Source organism: Winogradskyella sp. MH6 (genome assembly GCF_022810765.1).
GTDB lineage: Bacteria > Bacteroidota > Bacteroidia > Flavobacteriales > Flavobacteriaceae > Winogradskyella.
Genome location: NZ_CP094494.1, coordinates 3,447,335 through 3,464,236, shown reverse-complemented (window position 1 = coordinate 3,464,236; position 16,902 = coordinate 3,447,335). Strand labels below are relative to the sequence as shown.

Annotated in this window: 16 protein-coding genes; 2 read left to right on the top strand and 14 right to left on the bottom strand. The window is 33.7% G+C overall.

What is annotated here, in order from left to right:
• Window positions 1-8: 8 nt before the first annotated feature.
• The 6 genes from MST30_RS15580 to MST30_RS15555 all read right to left on the bottom strand — a co-directional run bounded on the left by MST30_RS15580 (window position 9) and on the right by MST30_RS15555 (window position 5,877).
• Complete coding sequence (locus tag MST30_RS15580) at window positions 9-1,370, bottom strand: exonuclease domain-containing protein (RefSeq protein ID WP_243473887.1); 1,362 nt, start codon at window positions 1,368-1,370, stop codon at window positions 9-11.
• A 36-nt stretch (window positions 1,371-1,406) separates the two neighbouring features.
• Window positions 1,407-2,066: a YggS family pyridoxal phosphate-dependent enzyme gene (locus MST30_RS15575; RefSeq protein WP_243472336.1), complete on the bottom strand. Its 660-nt coding sequence runs from the start codon at window positions 2,064-2,066 to the stop codon at window positions 1,407-1,409.
• Complete coding sequence (locus MST30_RS15570) at window positions 2,056-3,294, bottom strand: DUF1015 domain-containing protein (RefSeq protein WP_243472335.1); 1,239 nt, start codon at window positions 3,292-3,294, stop codon at window positions 2,056-2,058. The genes MST30_RS15575 and MST30_RS15570 overlap by 11 nt, the downstream gene beginning before the upstream one ends.
• A gap of 3 nt (window positions 3,295-3,297) precedes the next feature.
• Window positions 3,298-3,906 carry a M23 family metallopeptidase gene (locus tag MST30_RS15565; protein WP_243472334.1) on the bottom strand — a complete coding sequence of 203 codons (609 nt, stop codon included), beginning with the start codon at window positions 3,904-3,906 and terminating at the stop codon, window positions 3,298-3,300.
• 40 nt (window positions 3,907-3,946) lie between these two features.
• Complete coding sequence (locus tag MST30_RS15560) at window positions 3,947-4,834, bottom strand: 3-hydroxybutyryl-CoA dehydrogenase (RefSeq protein ID WP_243472333.1); 888 nt, start codon at window positions 4,832-4,834, stop codon at window positions 3,947-3,949.
• Window positions 4,835-4,917: 83 nt separating this feature from the next.
• Window positions 4,918-5,877 carry a Gfo/Idh/MocA family protein gene (locus tag MST30_RS15555; RefSeq protein ID WP_243472332.1) on the bottom strand — a complete coding sequence of 320 codons (960 nt, stop codon included), beginning with the start codon at window positions 5,875-5,877 and terminating at the stop codon, window positions 4,918-4,920.
• Between the two features lie 143 nt (window positions 5,878-6,020).
• Here MST30_RS15555 and MST30_RS15550 point away from each other — a divergent pair, with 143 nt between their 5' ends.
• Window positions 6,021-6,662 carry a protein-L-isoaspartate(D-aspartate) O-methyltransferase gene (locus tag MST30_RS15550; protein ID WP_243472331.1) on the top strand — a complete coding sequence of 214 codons (642 nt, stop codon included), beginning with the start codon at window positions 6,021-6,023 and terminating at the stop codon, window positions 6,660-6,662.
• Here the strand turns inward: MST30_RS15550 and MST30_RS15545 are convergent.
• The 5 genes from MST30_RS15545 to smpB form a co-directional block, all read right to left on the bottom strand.
• Entirely contained in the window at window positions 6,659-8,503 is a 1,845-nt protein-coding gene (locus MST30_RS15545; protein ID WP_243472330.1) for a Xaa-Pro dipeptidyl-peptidase, read from the bottom strand. The two genes, MST30_RS15550 and MST30_RS15545, sit on opposite strands and share 4 nt — an antisense overlap.
• Window positions 8,504-8,534: 31 nt before the next feature.
• Complete coding sequence (locus tag MST30_RS15540; protein WP_243472329.1) at window positions 8,535-9,068, bottom strand: hypothetical protein; 534 nt, start codon at window positions 9,066-9,068, stop codon at window positions 8,535-8,537.
• Between the two features lies 1 nt (window position 9,069).
• Window positions 9,070-9,432, bottom strand: coding sequence for a DUF4844 domain-containing protein (locus MST30_RS15535; protein ID WP_243472328.1), 363 nt, complete (start codon window positions 9,430-9,432; stop codon window positions 9,070-9,072).
• 87 nt (window positions 9,433-9,519) lie between these two features.
• Window positions 9,520-11,982 carry a DUF5686 and carboxypeptidase regulatory-like domain-containing protein gene (locus MST30_RS15530; protein WP_243472327.1) on the bottom strand — a complete coding sequence of 821 codons (2,463 nt, stop codon included), beginning with the start codon at window positions 11,980-11,982 and terminating at the stop codon, window positions 9,520-9,522.
• A 155-nt stretch (window positions 11,983-12,137) separates the two neighbouring features.
• The gene (gene smpB / locus MST30_RS15525; protein WP_243472326.1) at window positions 12,138-12,596 is read right to left on the bottom strand and encodes an SsrA-binding protein SmpB; all 459 of its coding nucleotides are present in this window, start codon (window positions 12,594-12,596) and stop codon (window positions 12,138-12,140) included.
• Window positions 12,597-12,706: 110 nt separating this feature from the next.
• Here smpB and MST30_RS15520 point away from each other — a divergent pair, with 110 nt between their 5' ends.
• Complete coding sequence (locus MST30_RS15520) at window positions 12,707-13,462, top strand: DUF6503 family protein (RefSeq protein WP_243472325.1); 756 nt, start codon at window positions 12,707-12,709, stop codon at window positions 13,460-13,462.
• A 61-nt stretch (window positions 13,463-13,523) separates the two neighbouring features.
• On the opposite strand, the gene MST30_RS15515 is transcribed toward MST30_RS15520, so the two are convergent.
• Genes MST30_RS15515 through MST30_RS15505 form a run of 3 tightly spaced genes read right to left on the bottom strand, consistent with a single transcriptional unit; the run spans window position 13,524 to window position 16,898 of the window.
• Window positions 13,524-14,297 carry an SDR family oxidoreductase gene (locus tag MST30_RS15515; RefSeq protein WP_243472324.1) on the bottom strand — a complete coding sequence of 258 codons (774 nt, stop codon included), beginning with the start codon at window positions 14,295-14,297 and terminating at the stop codon, window positions 13,524-13,526.
• A gap of 30 nt (window positions 14,298-14,327) precedes the next feature.
• A complete protein-coding gene (locus MST30_RS15510; protein ID WP_243472323.1) occupies window positions 14,328-15,614 on the bottom strand; it encodes an ATP-binding protein in 1,287 nt (428 codons plus the stop codon).
• 57 nt (window positions 15,615-15,671) lie between these two features.
• Entirely contained in the window at window positions 15,672-16,898 is a 1,227-nt protein-coding gene (locus MST30_RS15505; RefSeq protein ID WP_243472322.1) for a glycosyltransferase family 2 protein, read from the bottom strand.
• Window positions 16,899-16,902: the final 4 nt, after the last annotated feature.

Below are 16,902 nucleotides of genomic sequence, written 5' to 3'. Positions count from 1 at the left end.
CTATATTCTTATAAGTGAATCACCTTAAGCCTTTTGTTTCTACGCATATAACTATGTATGATATGCTGTGTGTCTCTGTTATTTTCCATTGGCGTAATAAGCGATTCTAAAATTTCTCGGTTATTTATTTGATGGTTTAAATCAAAAAAGCCCATACCTCTAAAAACACCATTTTCTATTAGAAAAACGCTTTTTTCGTCCACATCTCTGCCTCTGTCAATAAGAAGCATGTCTTTGTTTTCATAGCTGTACTTCTCTATTAGCGCATTCACTCTTTTATTGTATTCTGAAGGAGGTTCTTCATTAACGCAAGCTCCTAAGCACTCTTTTACTTCGTAATTAAAGCAACTTGTTTTTGTAGAATAAATACCAGTAAGTTTTTGGCATAAATTATATTCGTCTGTTACCTTATGGATAAAGTGTTTGCCACTAGGCCTTGTACTAAAAGTTGTTATAGGAGTTTCTTCAATATTAGATTTGTCTATTTTTAAATTTATATAGCCATTATTATCAGTAAAACTGTAAAGTGCGTGTGTAAAAATGGTTCTGCGAAGGGCACGATTAAAAATAGGTTTATTCTTCTTTATTTCTGCACTTTCTTTAAGAAGTGCAGCCAGTTCGCTACCTGTTTTTTCATAAGTAACAGCGCTAACTAAGGCTTGTATTTTTTTAGATTTAGAGTTTTTATTGGTAAAGTGTTGTGTGATTCGCTTTTTAATGTTGTTACTTTTTCCGATGTAGATAATTTCACCTTTATCATTGTGTACATAGTACACACCTGTTTCGGTAGGTAATTCTTCAATGATATTCTTGAGATTGGAAGCTATTTTTGGCTTTTTGTCGTTCTTTACTGTACTCTTAATGATTACTTTTTCTAAGTCTTTATTAAGCAGCATTTTAAAAAGTTTTACTGTAGCCATAGCATCTCCATTAGCACGATGCCTATCGCTTACAGGAATACCAAGCGCTCTAGCAAGTTTTCCTAAACTATAAGATTCCATGTCTGGAATGAGTTGTTTAGACAGCTCTACAGTACATAAGGTTTTTCTTTTGTATGGAAAACCTAAACGCTTAAATTCAGTTTTTAGAATACGATAATCAAAATCTGAATTATGAGCTACAATAATACAATCCTCTGTAATTTCTACGATACGTTTTGCAACTTCATAGAATTTAGGTGCATTTTTTAGCATGTTAGAATTGATGCCGGTTAGGTTAACTACAAAAGGCTGAATTTCTCTTTCAGGATTTACTAAAGAAATAAATTGGTCTGTTACTTTGTGACCATCATAACGATAAATAGCAATTTCTGTAATGCCTTCTTCATTGTATTTACCACCAGTAGTCTCTATGTCTAGTATTGCGTAAATTTTTGGTATTAGATATTTTAAATTTAGACTTAGTTTTTAATTATAATTTCTTGCACCAAAGATACTACTTCCTACGCGTATCATAGTGCTGCCACACTCAATGGCTAGTTTATAATCACCACTCATACCCATACTTAGAGTTTTGAGTTCTGAGTTTTGAGTTTTAAGTTGGTCAAAAGTGGTTTTAAGAAACTTAAATTCGCTTTCAACTTGAGTTATGTCATCAGTAAATGTTGCCATTCCCATAAGACCAACAATCTTGATGTTTTTTAATTCTGAAAATTCATCCGATTGTAGTAAGGTAGAGGCATCATTTTTAGACATACCAAATTTACTATCTTCTTCGGCTATTTTAATTTGAAGCAAACAATTTATAATCCTATTACACTTTTTAGCTTGTTTATTAATTTCTTTGAGTAGCTTAAAACTATCAATACCGTGAATTAAGCTCACAAAATCAGCCATGTATTTCACTTTGTTGCGCTGTACATGACCAATCATATGCCATTCTATATCCTTTGGCATTTGTTGATACTTTTCAGCCATTTCCTGAATTTTGTTTTCGCCAAAAATACGCTGACCAGCATTATAAGCTTCCATTAAATCACTTACAGGTTTGGTTTTTGAAACAGCAACTAAAGTGACATGTTCTGGTAAGCTTGATTTTATGTGATTTAGATTTTCTTTAATATTCATAAATTGTAATTCCGCTTCTAAGTTTAGGCAAAATATAAGTGCTTTTTGGTGGCATAGTAAGACCTTCGTCTGCAATTTCTTTTAGTTGTTGTACAGTTGCAGGACACATGCCAAAGCCAACTTTAAACTTTCCACTATCTACACTGGTTTTTATCGTAATCATTTCGTGTTTGCCGTGCACGTATTCAATTCTATTGTCATTGCGTAAATCGTGTATGCCTAGTATAGGCTCTAAAATTGTTTTGTACAAGAGTTGTGCATCAAGTTTATCGAGTGAAGTTTCAAAACTATAATTCGCTTTTCTCAAATAAAGCGAATAGAACTCGCCATCTAGGTACATGCTAAAATGATGCGGTTTAGAAGGACTGTAAGGAGTTAAGCCTCTGTTTTCAATTCTAAAAACAGCATCTAGCTTTATTAAAAATTCTTCTTTTGTTAGTCCGTTGAGATCTTTAACCAATCGACAAAACTCTTGAATTACTAGATCTGACTCAGGTATTAAATACGACATAAAAAAGTTGTAAGACTCAGAGCCATTATGGTTTGGATTCTTTTCTTTTTCATCTTTATATAATAAATACGAGGAAGCGGATCTGTGGTGACCATCTGCAATGTAAATGGTTTCCATTTTTTTAAATTCTTGTTGAATTTTAGCTATAGTTTCCTCATTATCAATTTTCCATAAATAATGTGTATCTCTATAGGTCATTGTAAACTCAAATTCGGCATGACCTTTTTGGGTTTCTTTAATGATTTCTGAAATAATAGCATTATCAGGATAGGTTAGAAGTACAGGCTCTGCATTAAAACCGACGGTTTGAAGATAGTTTTTAAACGTCTGCTCGCGTTTTGCAATAGTATCTTCGTGTTTTTTTATGATGTCTTTTTCATAATCTTCGGTACTAGTTGCAGCTATAATACCGTTAAATACCTGCTTGTGTCTGTTTACAATTTTATAAGCATAAAGGGATGGTTTTTTTTCGGTAACAAAAATGCCATCTTCTTTAAACTCTTCGTATCTGTTTTTTACAAGCTTATAACGCTCTTCGCCTGTAACTTCCCGATCGTATTTATATCCAGGATTTACAATATGAAGAAAGCTGTAAGGATTATAACCCATTCTAGATTCCCTCTCGTCTATGGTATAACTTTGATAAGGACGTGCAGCGACAAGACCAACAATGGCTCTTGTAGGTTTTACTGCTTTGAATGGAATTATTTTAGCCAATTTCTATCTGTTTTTATTTATAAACTTAGTTGGGTCAAGATAACCAGTGGTGTCGGTTGAATATCCACCTCCAATATCCAAATCTACAGAATTTCTAATTTCCAAGTGAAGATGTGCGTAATACGCACCATTACAATTGCCAATGGTTGCAATTTTATCACCTTTGGTTACAAATTTAGTTTGTTCTACATAAATAGAATCGCAATGTGCATACACAGATTCGTATAGCTTTCCTTCGTATAAATGAATAATCCGTACCACATTTCCCCAACCACCTTCAAGATCTTTAGCAACTGTTACATAACCATTTGCAATAGCATAAATTGGGTCACCTAAATCTGAATTACCACCATCAACGCCATTCCAATCATCACCTAAATGGTTGTTTTCTTGAAACTTTTGTGCATTATAATATCCTTGAGCATTTGGTTTTCCTACAGGAAAATCAAACCCTTTGGCTAGAAACTCCGGGTTTTCACTAAATAGTGTTTTGTAATTCTTTTTGTCAGTTTTGTTGCTGCTCTCTTCAATGGTTTCTTTGGCTTGTCTATCTGTAGTAGAGTTATGCTCTGGTTTGTTCTGTTTGCATGAAACAAAAAGCAATACAATCACAAAAATCCTGATACAAGTCAAATCACATTAGATACAAGAATTAAACAAATTGCTTAGATACGTTTTCTGCTTTACGACTTTCTGAATAATCATAAAATCCTTCACCAGACTTTACCCCTAATTTGCCTGCTTGTACCATGTTAACTAACAATGGACAAGGAGCATACTTAGGATTTTTAAAGCCGTCGTACATTACATTTAAGATAGAAAGGCATACATCTAGACCAATAAAATCTGCTAATTGTAATGGTCCCATTGGGTGCGCCATTCCTAATTTCATTACAGTGTCAATTTCTTGAACACCAGCAACACCATTATATAAAGTTTCGATAGACTCGTTAATCATTGGCATTAAAATACGGTTGGCTACAAAACCAGGATAATCGTTAACCTCAGTTGGGACTTTACCTAGTGTTTTAGATAACTCCATAATGGTATTTGTAACGTCGTCGCTTGTATTGTATCCACGAATAATTTCTACCAATTTCATGATTGGTACAGGATTCATAAAGTGCATACCAATTACTTTCTCTGGACGAGCTGTTACAGCTGCAATTTGTGTTATTGAGATTGAAGATGTATTTGTAGCCAAAATTGTAGCTTCATCACAAGCTTCATCAAGCTGCTTAAAAATCTTTAGTTTTAGATCTACATTTTCAGTAGCCGCTTCAACCACAAGGTCAGTGTTTTTAACACCATCTACAGTGTTTGTAAATGTTGTAATGTTTCCTAAGGTTTCTGCTTTATCGTTTTCAGTGATTTTTTCTTTAGCTACCATTCTGTCTAAATTCTTAGAAATTGTAGCTAAACCGCGTTCTAAAGACGCCTCACTAATATCTATAAGATTTACTTTAAATCCTGATTGAGCAAAAGTATGGGCAATTCCGTTTCCCATTGTTCCTGCTCCTATAACTGCTATATTTTTCATTGAAATTTTATTTCATTCCCACGAAAGAGGGAATTTATTTATTTAATTCATTTTTTATTGTGAGATTCCCATTTTCACGGGAATTAAAACTGATTAATTATCATTGTGGCAACACGTAGCGCCTCTGTGCCATCATGCAGTGTTACAATTGGCTTTGTGTTGTTGTTAATGGCATCTGCAAATGTTTCAAGTTCGTCTAAAATAGCATTGTTACCTGCAATTTCTGGGTTGTCGAAATAGATTTGCTTTTTTACACCTTCAGCATTTTGAAGAATCATATCAAAATCACCTGGATTTTCTGGTGCATCTTTCATTTTTACGACTTCACATTTCTTTTCAAGAAAATCTACTGAGATGTAAGCGTCCTTTTGGAAAAAACGCGTTTTGCGCATATTCTTTAAAGAAATACGACTTGCGGTAAGGTTTGCAACACATCCGTTTTTAAACTCAATACGAGCATTTGCAATATCTGGAGTATCACTAACTACTGAAACACCACTTGCAGAAACATGTTTTACAGGCGACTGCACAACGCTAAGAATAATATCTATATCATGAATCATTAAATCCAATACCACAGGAACATCTGTGCCACGTGGATTAAATTCAGCCAAACGATGTGTTTCTATAAACATAGGATTTTCTATTTTATCCTTCACTGCAATAAATGCAGGATTAAAACGCTCTACATGACCAACTTGTCCTTTTACACTATGTTCTGCTACTAAAGTTCTTATAGCTTCAGCTTCTTCAACAGTATTTGTAATTGGCTTTTCAATAAAAATATGTTTTCCTTTTTTAATAGCTTGCTTGGCACAATCGTAATGAGAAAGGGTAGGAGTTACGATATCTACAACATCTACAGCATCTATTAATGCATCAATAGAATCGAAATAGGTATACCCAAACTCTTCTACAACGCGTTTTGCATTTTCAGGATCTGCATCATAGAAACCAACTAGCTCATATTTTTCGGATTGATTGAGAAGTCTTAAATGTATTTTTCCTAGGTGACCAGCACCCAAAACACCAGCTTTTAGCATGTTTTTCTGTTTTTTTCAAAAATAATTGATTTGAACGAGATATTTAAGAAAGAGAATCTAAAAAAATGAGAATTCAATAATTGAAAATTGCAATTGCATTTTGCTTTTGTTTGAAGTAATTTAGCCTGAAACTAAACTAAGATTTGAAAGATACATTTAAGCATAAAGGAATGCGTCAGCAACTTGTTGACACTCTGATTAAAAAGGGAATAAAGGATAAAGCTGTATTAAATGCCATTGGTAAAATACCAAGACATTTATTTATGGATTCTGGCTTTATAGACCATGCTTATGTAGATAAGGCATTTCCTATTGCAGCAGATCAGACGATTTCTCAACCTTATACTGTGGCATTTCAATCTGAATTATTACAAATAAAACCTGGAGACAAAGTCCTAGAAATCGGTACAGGTAGTGGTTACCAATGTGCTGTTTTAATAGAACTTGGTGCTAAGGTTTACAGTATAGAGCGTCAGCAGGAATTGTTTAAAAAAACATCTAAATTTTTACCAAAAATAGGGTATAGGGCTAAGAAGTTAATTTTTGGCGATGGTTACAAAGGCTTACCAAAAGAAGCTCCTTTTAAAAGTATTATTGTAACTGCCGGTGCGCCTTTTGTGCCAAATCCGTTGTTAAGCCAACTAGAAATAGGAGGCAGACTTGTAATTCCTGTTGGAGATGATGTACAAACAATGACCCTTTTCATAAGAAAAGGGCCGAAAGAATTTGAAAAGCACGAGTTTGGTGAATTTCGTTTTGTACCTATGTTAGAGGACAAAAATTAATCTACAAACTTTCTATACATTTCTTCACCATTTACTATAGGTATTGTTAAAGTGGTTTTATGTAACTCGACTGTTAATTCTGTACCTGGTTTTGGATGGATTGTAAATTCTTTATCGCTAGAAAAAATCATTAAACCAATTTGTTGCCCAGCTTTTATAATTTGATCATCTGGTTGTAAATCAAAATTAACGGTGTAAAATTCACCTTGTTTTAAATCTTCTTCTTCAGATATTGACTTGTAGTTTTTAGGATCTGCCCAACCACGTGTTATAATGTTATCTGTAATTTTTGAAGCATTATCGTCCCAAGGTAAGGACACCAACCAAACACTTAGGTTAGCTGCTGGTTTATTACTAGATAATGTAATACTCACTTTCGGAACGCCAGAAATATGAATGTCTTTCTTTAACTTTGGTGTTATGTAGAGTAGTCTATGTTCAGAGCTTTTCGCTTTAGCAAGATCTGAACCTGAAAGGGATACATCATCTACAAAAGATTCTGTTGTTTCAGAATTAGGTTTGTCAGGTGTTAAAAATCCATGTGTATTTCCGCCAGCATCAAGGTGTAAAACAACATCTTGTGCATTAAGGTTAGGGTAATCTTTGTATGCTGTTGGTTGAGAAGGATCATCGTATTCTCTTACGATATGCGCCTTGTTTTCTTCTTCGTCAACTCCATTATCGACACCATGAAGATATTTAGTAAACCATTTGTTCATCATTGAAATTGGAGGTGGTCCACCATGACCATTTTGATGGTAATAAATCTGAGCAGGAAGTCCTTTCTCTTTTGCAGCTTTGTAGATTCTGTAGCTGTGTTCTGGCATTACATTCCAATCGTTAAAACCGTGAGACATCAACAATGCAGCTTTCATATTGTCCATTTGGTTAAGATAATCTCTGGCTGCCCACCAGTCACTATAATCACCAGATTGACGATCCATATTGTTCATCATGTCAGTATCTCTAACCACTTTGTTGTTATGAGCTCTGTTTTCTTCGTCACCACTGTGAATAAAATCGTAAAGTACATCAATATCTTCACCCAAATAGCCACCAGGAGACCGTACCAAACCGTTAGAACGGTAATAGTGATAATACGACGTGTTTGGCGCAATAGGAATAATAACTTCTAAACCATCAACACCAGTTGTTGCTGCAGCTAGAGGTAAAGTTCCGTTATACGAAGTACCTGTCATACCTACTTTTCCGGTAGACCAATAGGCTTTTACTTCTTTTTTACCATCTCGCTCAGTATAACCTTTTGCTCTTCCACACAACCAATCGATAACGGCTTTTGGTGCTAAAGATTCATTAGGACCACCACAGGTTGGCGCACCATCAGAGTATCCTGTTCCTGGTGAAGATGAGTGTACAACAATGTAGCCTCTAGGTAACCATTTTTTGATATGAGAATACGAAATCATTGGTCTAGGTGCTGCACGTCTTTTTACTTCAGGATGCGTGCGAGGCTCAGATTTACCACCTAATTCTCTTTCTACATTCCACATAATGCCTGGTGTATCTCCAGCCACTCCTGCAAAATATGGACTTGTAACATAGATGATAGGTAATTTTAAACCTTCGGTATCTGTTTGTTCTGGTCTGGTAACAGAAACATGCATTCTGTCTAAATCACCATCACCATCTGTATCAAATTCGGTTTCTACCCAAAGATCGTGATGCACCCATTTCTCTGGATTATTGAAGGCTTCAACAATTTGAGCTTCTCCATCTTTGAAAATAGGTGTTGCTTTTTCTGTTTTATCTTGGGCAAAGCTTTGGAAAGAAAAAGCTAGTGCAAGAACTAGAATGAAATTGAATTTGAGTGTTTTTAGCATGATGTTGTTTTTACTTTTGATAAAAATAAGATTAATTCTTTGGCAAATAATCTTCAGGAATTGGATTCTCTTCGGTTTCTTGCATCCAGTAAATATTGATAATCCACCAACGTTCGCCATCATTTAGTAACTGAATACTATTAATACCTCTCATAAAAGACTTATCATCGTCTTTATTTTTAAAAGACTCGTAAGTGCTAAACACTTGTGTAATGTTTCCAAACGTTTGTACCTTTCTGTTAATTTCAACTTCATGAAATCCGTTTTCCACTAACCATTTTCCTGAGCTATTAATGTAATCGTCTGGAGTCATGTAGCGCGCTATTTGTTTTCCTTCTTTGTTCTTACCAGTAGGAATTAGCTTTGCATTTTTATGAAATAAATGTTTAAATAAGGCCCAGTCGCGTTCAAAACCTTTATCGCCAGAAATGACTGTGTATAGAGTTTCAATGGTGCTATCTAATGTAGCCACATTTTTGCTATAATCTTTTGTTTCTTCTTGGGCTATGATGTTTAGCGAACTCCCCAAAAAAAGAATTAGTAGTAATAATTTATATTTTGACATATTAATTGTTTGGATTGAAACCATAGTAGAATTTATTTAATAATCCGTTTGAACTTTCTAAATTTACAATATCCATAAGCTCTTCAAAATAAGAGCAAATACGCTCTCTGTCTTCTGAATCATAACCAAGTTCAATTTCAGGAAACTTAGCTAATCCACTTTTTATGACATTGAGATAATTTTCTTTTTTAGGCTTTTTACTTTGAGAAACTTTTTGAAAATCTTTGGCAACACTATTTATTTTTTCTGTTAGTGTTGGTTTAAGTTTCTCATCTGAAATACCAGGATAAGATCCTTCTTTTATGAACTTTTCCTTGGCAATAAATTCTTTAAATAATTTGTTAGCGTTTTCAGGAGTTATCATTTCACTATTTTTTTGAGCAAATGAATGAGTCAAACTTAAAATAAATAATAATGATATGACCTGTACTTTCATGTTTTAAAGTTAATTTTAAAAGAATTTCAAACCAAACAAAATAGCATCTCCTTGAAATCCTCCTTGGTAAGAGCGAATATAATCAAACCTTAAGAAACGCCATTTTCCCCAGCCAATATTATCTATTCCAATTGTAAATTCTTGATATGGTTTATTGTCTGGTGTTGCTAAGTTGTGCGCTCCTACTATAAGATTGAAATTCAGCTTGTTTAAACCTGGAATTTTACCCAAAATAAAGCCGTTAAAATCATGTTCAGCATGCATTTCCAGATAACTTTCATTGGTGCTTAAATCGTAATAACCTAGGTTATTAAAGACGTTGGTGTAATTGCCTCTTTGGCTAACAGCTAACTGATTGCCATTAAAATGTTGGTAATCCATAAAAGCAATATCGTCTGCATTAAAGAATTTGCCTGCTCTTAGGTTGTAATTAAAACGACCTTTATCTGCTAAGGTAAAGCTTTGGTAAAGCCTTGCTTTAAGCTGGTCAAAATTATAATCGCTGTTTGTAGCGCCCAGACCTTTTTCATAACTCAATACTAGAGTTGGATATTTCTCTGACCTAATATTGAATTTACTATCTGGATAACTCAAATATTTTTGACCAAAGTTTATTTGGGCTGATAGATTAAACTTTACAATATTGTGGTCTTCAAAAGGCGCATCAGTACTTATTGGGTTTATTGGATTATTGCTTAAGTATTCCTGATCTGCTCTTGGGTAAAATGCCTGATCTGTGGTATTAAAAAGAGCTGTTCTGTTTTCGTAAGAAATGTTAGAGTACAGATTAAAACCGTTAAATAATTCTTCAGAATAATTAAGTTGAACAAAACGACGCTCATATAATTTCATGTAGTTTTCTTCAAAGAATAAACTGGCAATACTGTTTTCTATTGGCGAAATAGGATTGGTAGGATTAAACTGTTCTACTTTTGTACCACCAGACAAGGTTAAGAAACGTCTACTAGTATTGTTAAACTTGTACCTTAATGAAGCGGTTGCACGTAAGCGCTCGTCTGAAAATCCGTATTGTAAGCTGGCATTAGCATTAAAATAGCGTCTAAATTCATCTAATTGCTTAGTATAGAATAAATTTAATTGCGTTGTGAATCCCTGAACAGTATTAAACTGAACTCCGCTAAAAGGGATGTTGTACCCAAGACTATATTTTTTATAGGAGTTGTTGTATGTGTAACCCAAAACATCACCTAGCTTAAATTTGTTTTTCTCACGATCTACAGAATCCAAGTAAGTTTTAGATTCGCGTACAATTTGTATACTGTCTTTTTTCACATAATCTGTACGTTCTTCATCTGTAAGTGGAACAGGTCGTATTTGTTTCCAAAATAGGGAGTCCTTTTTGTTAGCTTCATTTTCAAAGGACACAAGCTCTGCACCAAAATCTTTTTGAGTAAGATTAGAATTGAACTCATAATTACTATAAACAGCAGTAAAACGACCATCTCCTTTAATCCCAAAAATGCCATATTTAAAGTCGATACTTTGCGAAATTAAAGCCCATAAATCGTCATTTTTAGAGTAAGAAAAACTTTGCTTTAGTGAGATAATATCTGCAGCAGGAATTCTGGCTTGAGTACCAGTAAGATCTAACTCAATGGCGTAGAGTGTCCATAGGTCTTCTACAATGTAAATGGTACCTGAAAATACAGGGTCGTTTTCACGCTTAGGAATTACATTTATTTTGTTGATGAGGTTACCATGTTCATCATAAAAAATGCCTTCTAATTTATACCGGTAATAACCAAAGGCATTGTTAGCTATTGGTGAAACGATTTGATTACCAAACTCAACCGTATTGTTGTAGAAATTATAATCTACATCTTGAGCATTATTGAAACTAAAACCATTATCATCACCACTTATTTTGGAGGCTGTAATTTTTTCTTTAAGTTGATTTGGTCTTAAATATTGAATTTTTGAAATGGTTTCAGATAGATAAATAATACCACTTCTGGTAGAGTCTAAACCACCACCAAGATCACCAATTTCTTGGCCCAGAATTTTTTCGGGAGCATCTTTAATTCTTATCAATCCACGAGAATAGAAGTCGGCTTTAAAGGATTCAATTTTCTCAAGGTTTTCTTTGCGCTTGGCAATGGTTTGTCTAATTATTGCGTTCGCAGGATTGTCTTCTGATGCTACCACGACTTCATTAAGAGAAACCGATTCTTCTTCTAAAGTGATATCAATTTTAAAAGGAAAAGAGGTAATATCAACAGTCTTTTTTACTGTTTTATAGCCTAAATACGTATAAACTATGGTGTATGATTTTTTTTCTGAAACAGAGAGCTCATAGTATCCATCGTCATTACTGGTGGTACCTTTATAGGTGTTTTCTATTAAAATGTTTACAAATGGTAGTGGTTTACCTTTAGTGTTGGTAATAGTTCCTGTAATTTGTGCAGAAGCTAAGGTGCAAAATGTAGATAAAAGGAGAAAGAGTAATCGTTGTTGCATAGATGTTGATTGGTGGTTAAACTTAGGACATAGATTTTATCTCACAAAAAAGATGCCTTTTTAAATACAGACGTTGTTTTACCACTAATGGTTGCCTGTAGCTGAACCAAACTTAGAGTAAAATGAAATATGTAAAAGTTATAACAATCCTAAAGTTATCGAAAACTTTTCTTAATGCGGTCTAAATTGCGCTTATTGTCGCGATCTTTTATGGTGTCGCGCTTATCGTAGAGTTTTTTACCTTTTCCTAAAGCGATTTCTAATTTGGCTAATCCATTTTCGTTAATGAATAAACGAAGTGGGATAATAGCATTTCCCTTTACGTTAACTTCTTTTTCAAGCTTTTTAAGTTCACGTTTATTAAGCAATAATTTACGCTCTGCTTTAGGTTTGTGGTTGTAGTAGTTACCAAAGGCGTATTCTTCTATTGTCATATTTATAACAAAGAGTTCGCCATGATCATTAAATTCACAAAAACTTTCAGCAATAGAAGCTTTGCTGGCTCTAATAGATTTTATTTCTGTACCAGTTAAAACAATTCCAGCAGTATACTTATCAAGTATTTCGTACTGAAATTTTGCCTTTTTGTTGAGTATGTTAACCTTTTTTTGCATGGTTGGCAAAGATAGTAAGAAAGTAGCAAGAACAAAGTACAAAAGTGCGAAGTGTGTTTTATTGTAAACTATTACTTAGTTTTACGACTTTGAATACCTAAATCATTGATATGAAATATTTATACTTGGTTCTTTTTGGATTAATGCTCTTTAATTGTAAGGAGGAAAAACAAGTTGTAAATCTTACGGCAGATAAAATTATTTCTAAATCTATTGAGAAAGCAGGAGGTAAGGCCTTTGATAATTCTGTAATACGCTTCGATTTTAGAGATAAATTTTATGTAGCCAGGCGAGATAAAGGCCAATTTTCATTAATAAGAATGTTTAAGGATGGTAATGACTCTGTTTTCGATTTGTTGACTAATAGCAATTTTGAACGTTTTATAAATAATAGTCGAGTTATTTTAGAAGATAGTTTGAAAGCAAAATTTACGGCTTCGGTAAACTCAGTACATTATTTTTCGGTTTTACCCTACGGATTAAATGCCGCAGCAGTTAATAAAACTTTGTTAGGTGAAGAACAAATTAAAGAAAAGAACTATTACAAAATTAAAGTAACGTTTAATCCCGAAGGCGGAGGAGAAGATTATGAAGATATCTTTGTGTATTGGGTTGACAAAGAAGGTTTTAACGTAGATTATTTAGCCTATTCATATAACGAAGATGATGGAGTAGGTACACGATTTAGAAAAGCCAATAATGAGCGTTATGTAAATGGATTACGCTTTGTAGATTACAATAACTACAAGACTGAGCATAATGAGTTAGAACTATTTGATTTGGGAAAAGCTTTTGAAGAAAACAAGTTGAAATTATTGTCTAAAATTGAATTAAAAAATATTGAAGTAGAATTATTAAATCAATAAAAAACGAAGGTGTTTCTATAAATTCAGAAACACCTTCGTCTTCTTAATATAATTTAATTATTTATCGACCTAAATAGCCGCCATCAACAGGAATAATAGTTCCGGTAACATAATCACTTGCTGGAGAAGCCAAGAATACTGTAAGTCCTTTTAAGTCTTCACCAGTTCCCCAACGTTTCATAGGTACACGCATAAAAACTTCATCAGTTCGTTTTTTATCATTAATTAAAGCTGTGTTTAATTGTGTATCCATATAGCCTGGAGCTATTGCGTTAACGCAAATTCCTTTTTCGGCTAAATCATTAGATAGCGCTTTGGTTAACTGACCTACACCACCTTTAGATGCTGCATAAGCAGGAATGGTAATTCCGCCTAAAAAGCTCATTAACGAAGCAACATTTATAATCTTACCACCATTATTTTTTAGCATTGTGTTGGCTGCATATTTACAATAATAAAAGGTGGCATCTAAGTTAATAGCAATAACCTTGCTCCATTCTTCTTCAGGGAATTGCTCACTAGGATACCGTCGTTGTATACCAGCTGAGTTGACTAAAATATCAAGTTTACCTCCAAGAATTTCCAAGGCTTTTTTGTAAGAACTTTGTACTTCATCAATTTTGCTAATATCAGCCTTAATAGCTTCTACTTTGAGTCCATTTTTTTTGAAGTCCTCACAAAAATCATACATTCTGTCATCAATATCTATGATAACAACTTGCGCTCCAGCTTCTGCTAAAGCCTCTACCATTGATTTGCCAAGGTCTCCTGCACCTCCGACAACAATGGATTTTTTGTCTTTTAAATTAAATTTCTCTAAAACATTAATACTCATTTTTGGTTTGATTGATTAGGGTTATTATAGTTAATGATGACTGTAGTCATCAGTATTCCATAAATCGGTCCATTCTAACACCATGTCTTCTCCGTTTTCATCTCGTATATCTAATATGTTTTGAATGTCTAAAATGGTTTGATTGGTTTCTGCAACTGAGTCTGAAACTGTATATATTCTATAAAGCACTTGCCTTTCTGTGCCAATCATAGCTGGTAGTACTTCGTCTCCTTCCTTAAAGCGCTCTACAACAAAAATTACATTTTTATGATTTTTAAGTTCTTCTAAACCTTTTATAGATGTGATTTTACCAGCTTTTAAAAGCACCCAAATGGAGCACGCTTTTTTACCACGTAACATATAATCGTTTTGCTCGGCAAAATTGTCTTCACCAAACACACCTGTTAGAGCAAAATTTAAGAGCATATTCCTGTGGTCAAAACCATTAATATGTGCTAAATGAATATGAGGAGCTTCTCCTTGTAATCTAAATCCTGGGTCATAACTGTAGAATACACCATTTTCAACAAAAAACTGAACATTTAAAACACCATTTTTTACTCCAGTGGCTTTAAATAATTCACATAATTTTGGATGAACAGTGTCTACAAACTCTTTAGTAAGTTTAGAAGGATATAATGTGGCTAGTCCTATTGGGCTAGAGTTACCTTGTATTCTTGTTAAACATCTGTCATATACGGCAGATAAATAAGGAACGCCATCTTTAAAAGTGTAATAAGCGGCCATATCGTGACAACTAGAGTCCATATACTTTTCAACTAATACAATGCCTTTCTTAGAGAATTGAAGAACGTTTTTTACGGTTTCGTTATAATCCTCTTCGTCTCTACATATCTTCATTCCAACACCACCACCACTGTCAACGGGTTTTACCATTAATGGTAGCTCTACGTTTTTAGGTTTCCTTATAGGTTCTCCTTTTTTTAGGTAAATTCCTGGTATGTCTAGTACGTCATATTTTTCACAATAACGTTTGTAGCCATCCTTACTGCAAAATGCTTCAATAGTACCGTCTGTTGCGTAACAAGGCAAACCAAGTCTATCACAGATTTCTTTATATGGTTTTACCAAAATATCAGCAACACCAACAAGAACAGCATCAACCTTATTATCTTTGGCAACTTTTACAATGCCATCGATGTCAAAGCCATCTATATCATAGGTTTCGGCAGCAAATTTTTTAGCAGGTGCATCTGGGTTTGGGTCTATTACAATGGTATGCAGTCCCATATTATTTGCAAATTCTACTAAAACACCAGTTTCTGGATTACCACCAAGAATAATTATTTTCTTCATTGTTGTTGATTTTAAGGGTTATTAACTTTATGTGTTAGGGAATTATTATTAGTTTTTTTAATTAAATATAAAATTTTCATCAAAGCCTATGTCTGTTAGGAGACTTTTGATTTTTGTTTCGTCTGTATTGGTTTTAACAATTTTAGATTGATTAATACCCATCAATTCCAGTTCTTCTTTTAAAGACTTATGGGTTGAAGGATTAATGGTAGCTATTATTAAATAATCAAACTCATTATTGTAAATACTGCTAATAGGATTAACAGTGTTTTCACCAATTTTTAAATCGTGATAATCTACATCAATCCATTTTATGATTTTAAAATAATCTGTTTTTAAATTGGTAGATAGGATATGTTGGCCAAAGGATCCAGAGCTGTAAACCACAACCTTAGAACCTTTTTCAGTCTTTAAAAATGGATTAAACCAAGTGTTATCTTTTTCGTTGTATATAAGTCCGCCAGACCTTACCAGTATTTGCGAATAGAGATAATATGTTATTTGTGTGTTTAGATTTTCCTCATCTAAAACATTAGTTAATTTAGTTTTAAGGAAGTTCATTAATAGGCCTAGTCGGTAGTATTCCGTCTTTGGGTTTTCAACAGATTTTACAATAGAGTCGTGTCTTTGTCTGTAATAATAAAGTGGAATTTTACTTATGACTAGTCGTTTTGTAAAAGCTAAATAAGAGTAAGTAATAGCAGCATCTTCACCCATTACAACATCGTTAGGTACATCGTAAAGTACCTTTTCTAGAAGTTCTTTTTTGAAGAGTTTGTTCCAAACATAAGTGGACATGCCATGTTCACAGAACTCACCATTGTATATGGCTTTTGGTAAAATTTCAGATTTAATTTTAGTTTCATCATAAAAACCAGGATTTTTTGGTTTTATGGTTTCGATTTTACCATCAAATTCTCTAAAGTGTCCCGTTACAGCCAAATCAGCATCGTTAGCTATGGCTAATTTGTACAAGGTGTCTAGATAAAAATGATCTACCCAATCATCGCCATCTACGTATGCAATATGTGTGCCTGAAGATGCTTCTAAGCCTGCTTTTCTAGCTGATAATAAGCCTCCATTTGGTTTATGGATAACTTTAATTCTGTCATCATTCTTTGCGTAATCATCACAAATTTGGGGACAGTTGTCAGGACTACCGTCGTCCACCAGTATTAATTCAAAGTCTTTAAAAGATTGCTCTAATAGACTTTCAATACATTGTGCTAAGTATTTTTCTATACGGTAAATAGGAACAATAACACTTATTTTTATAGAACTCATACTT

What these genes read in the sequence shown, in the direction of transcription:
- MST30_RS15510 (WP_243472323.1), bottom strand. Translation starts at nt 15,614, where the DNA reads ATGAAGAAAATAATTATTCTTGGTGGTAATCCAGAAACTGGTGTTTTA.
- smpB (WP_243472326.1), bottom strand. Translation starts at nt 12,596, where the DNA reads ATGCAAAAAAAGGTTAACATACTCAACAAAAAGGCAAAATTTCAGTAC.
- MST30_RS15575 (WP_243472336.1), bottom strand. Translation starts at nt 2,066, where the DNA reads ATGAATATTAAAGAAAATCTAAATCACATAAAATCAAGCTTACCAGAA.
- MST30_RS15560 (WP_243472333.1), bottom strand. Translation starts at nt 4,834, where the DNA reads ATGAAAAATATAGCAGTTATAGGAGCAGGAACAATGGGAAACGGAATT.
- MST30_RS15540 (WP_243472329.1), bottom strand. Translation starts at nt 9,068, where the DNA reads ATGTCAAAATATAAATTATTACTACTAATTCTTTTTTTGGGGAGTTCG.
- MST30_RS15545 (WP_243472330.1), bottom strand. Translation starts at nt 8,503, where the DNA reads ATGCTAAAAACACTCAAATTCAATTTCATTCTAGTTCTTGCACTAGCT.
- MST30_RS15530 (WP_243472327.1), bottom strand. Translation starts at nt 11,982, where the DNA reads ATGCAACAACGATTACTCTTTCTCCTTTTATCTACATTTTGCACCTTA.
- MST30_RS15555 (WP_243472332.1), bottom strand. Translation starts at nt 5,877, where the DNA reads ATGCTAAAAGCTGGTGTTTTGGGTGCTGGTCACCTAGGAAAAATACAT.
- MST30_RS15535 (WP_243472328.1), bottom strand. Translation starts at nt 9,432, where the DNA reads ATGATAACTCCTGAAAACGCTAACAAATTATTTAAAGAATTTATTGCC.
- MST30_RS15515 (WP_243472324.1), bottom strand. Translation starts at nt 14,297, where the DNA reads ATGAGTATTAATGTTTTAGAGAAATTTAATTTAAAAGACAAAAAATCC.
- MST30_RS15520 (WP_243472325.1), top strand. Translation starts at nt 12,707, where the DNA reads ATGAAATATTTATACTTGGTTCTTTTTGGATTAATGCTCTTTAATTGT.
- MST30_RS15505 (WP_243472322.1), bottom strand. Translation starts at nt 16,898, where the DNA reads ATGAGTTCTATAAAAATAAGTGTTATTGTTCCTATTTACCGTATAGAA.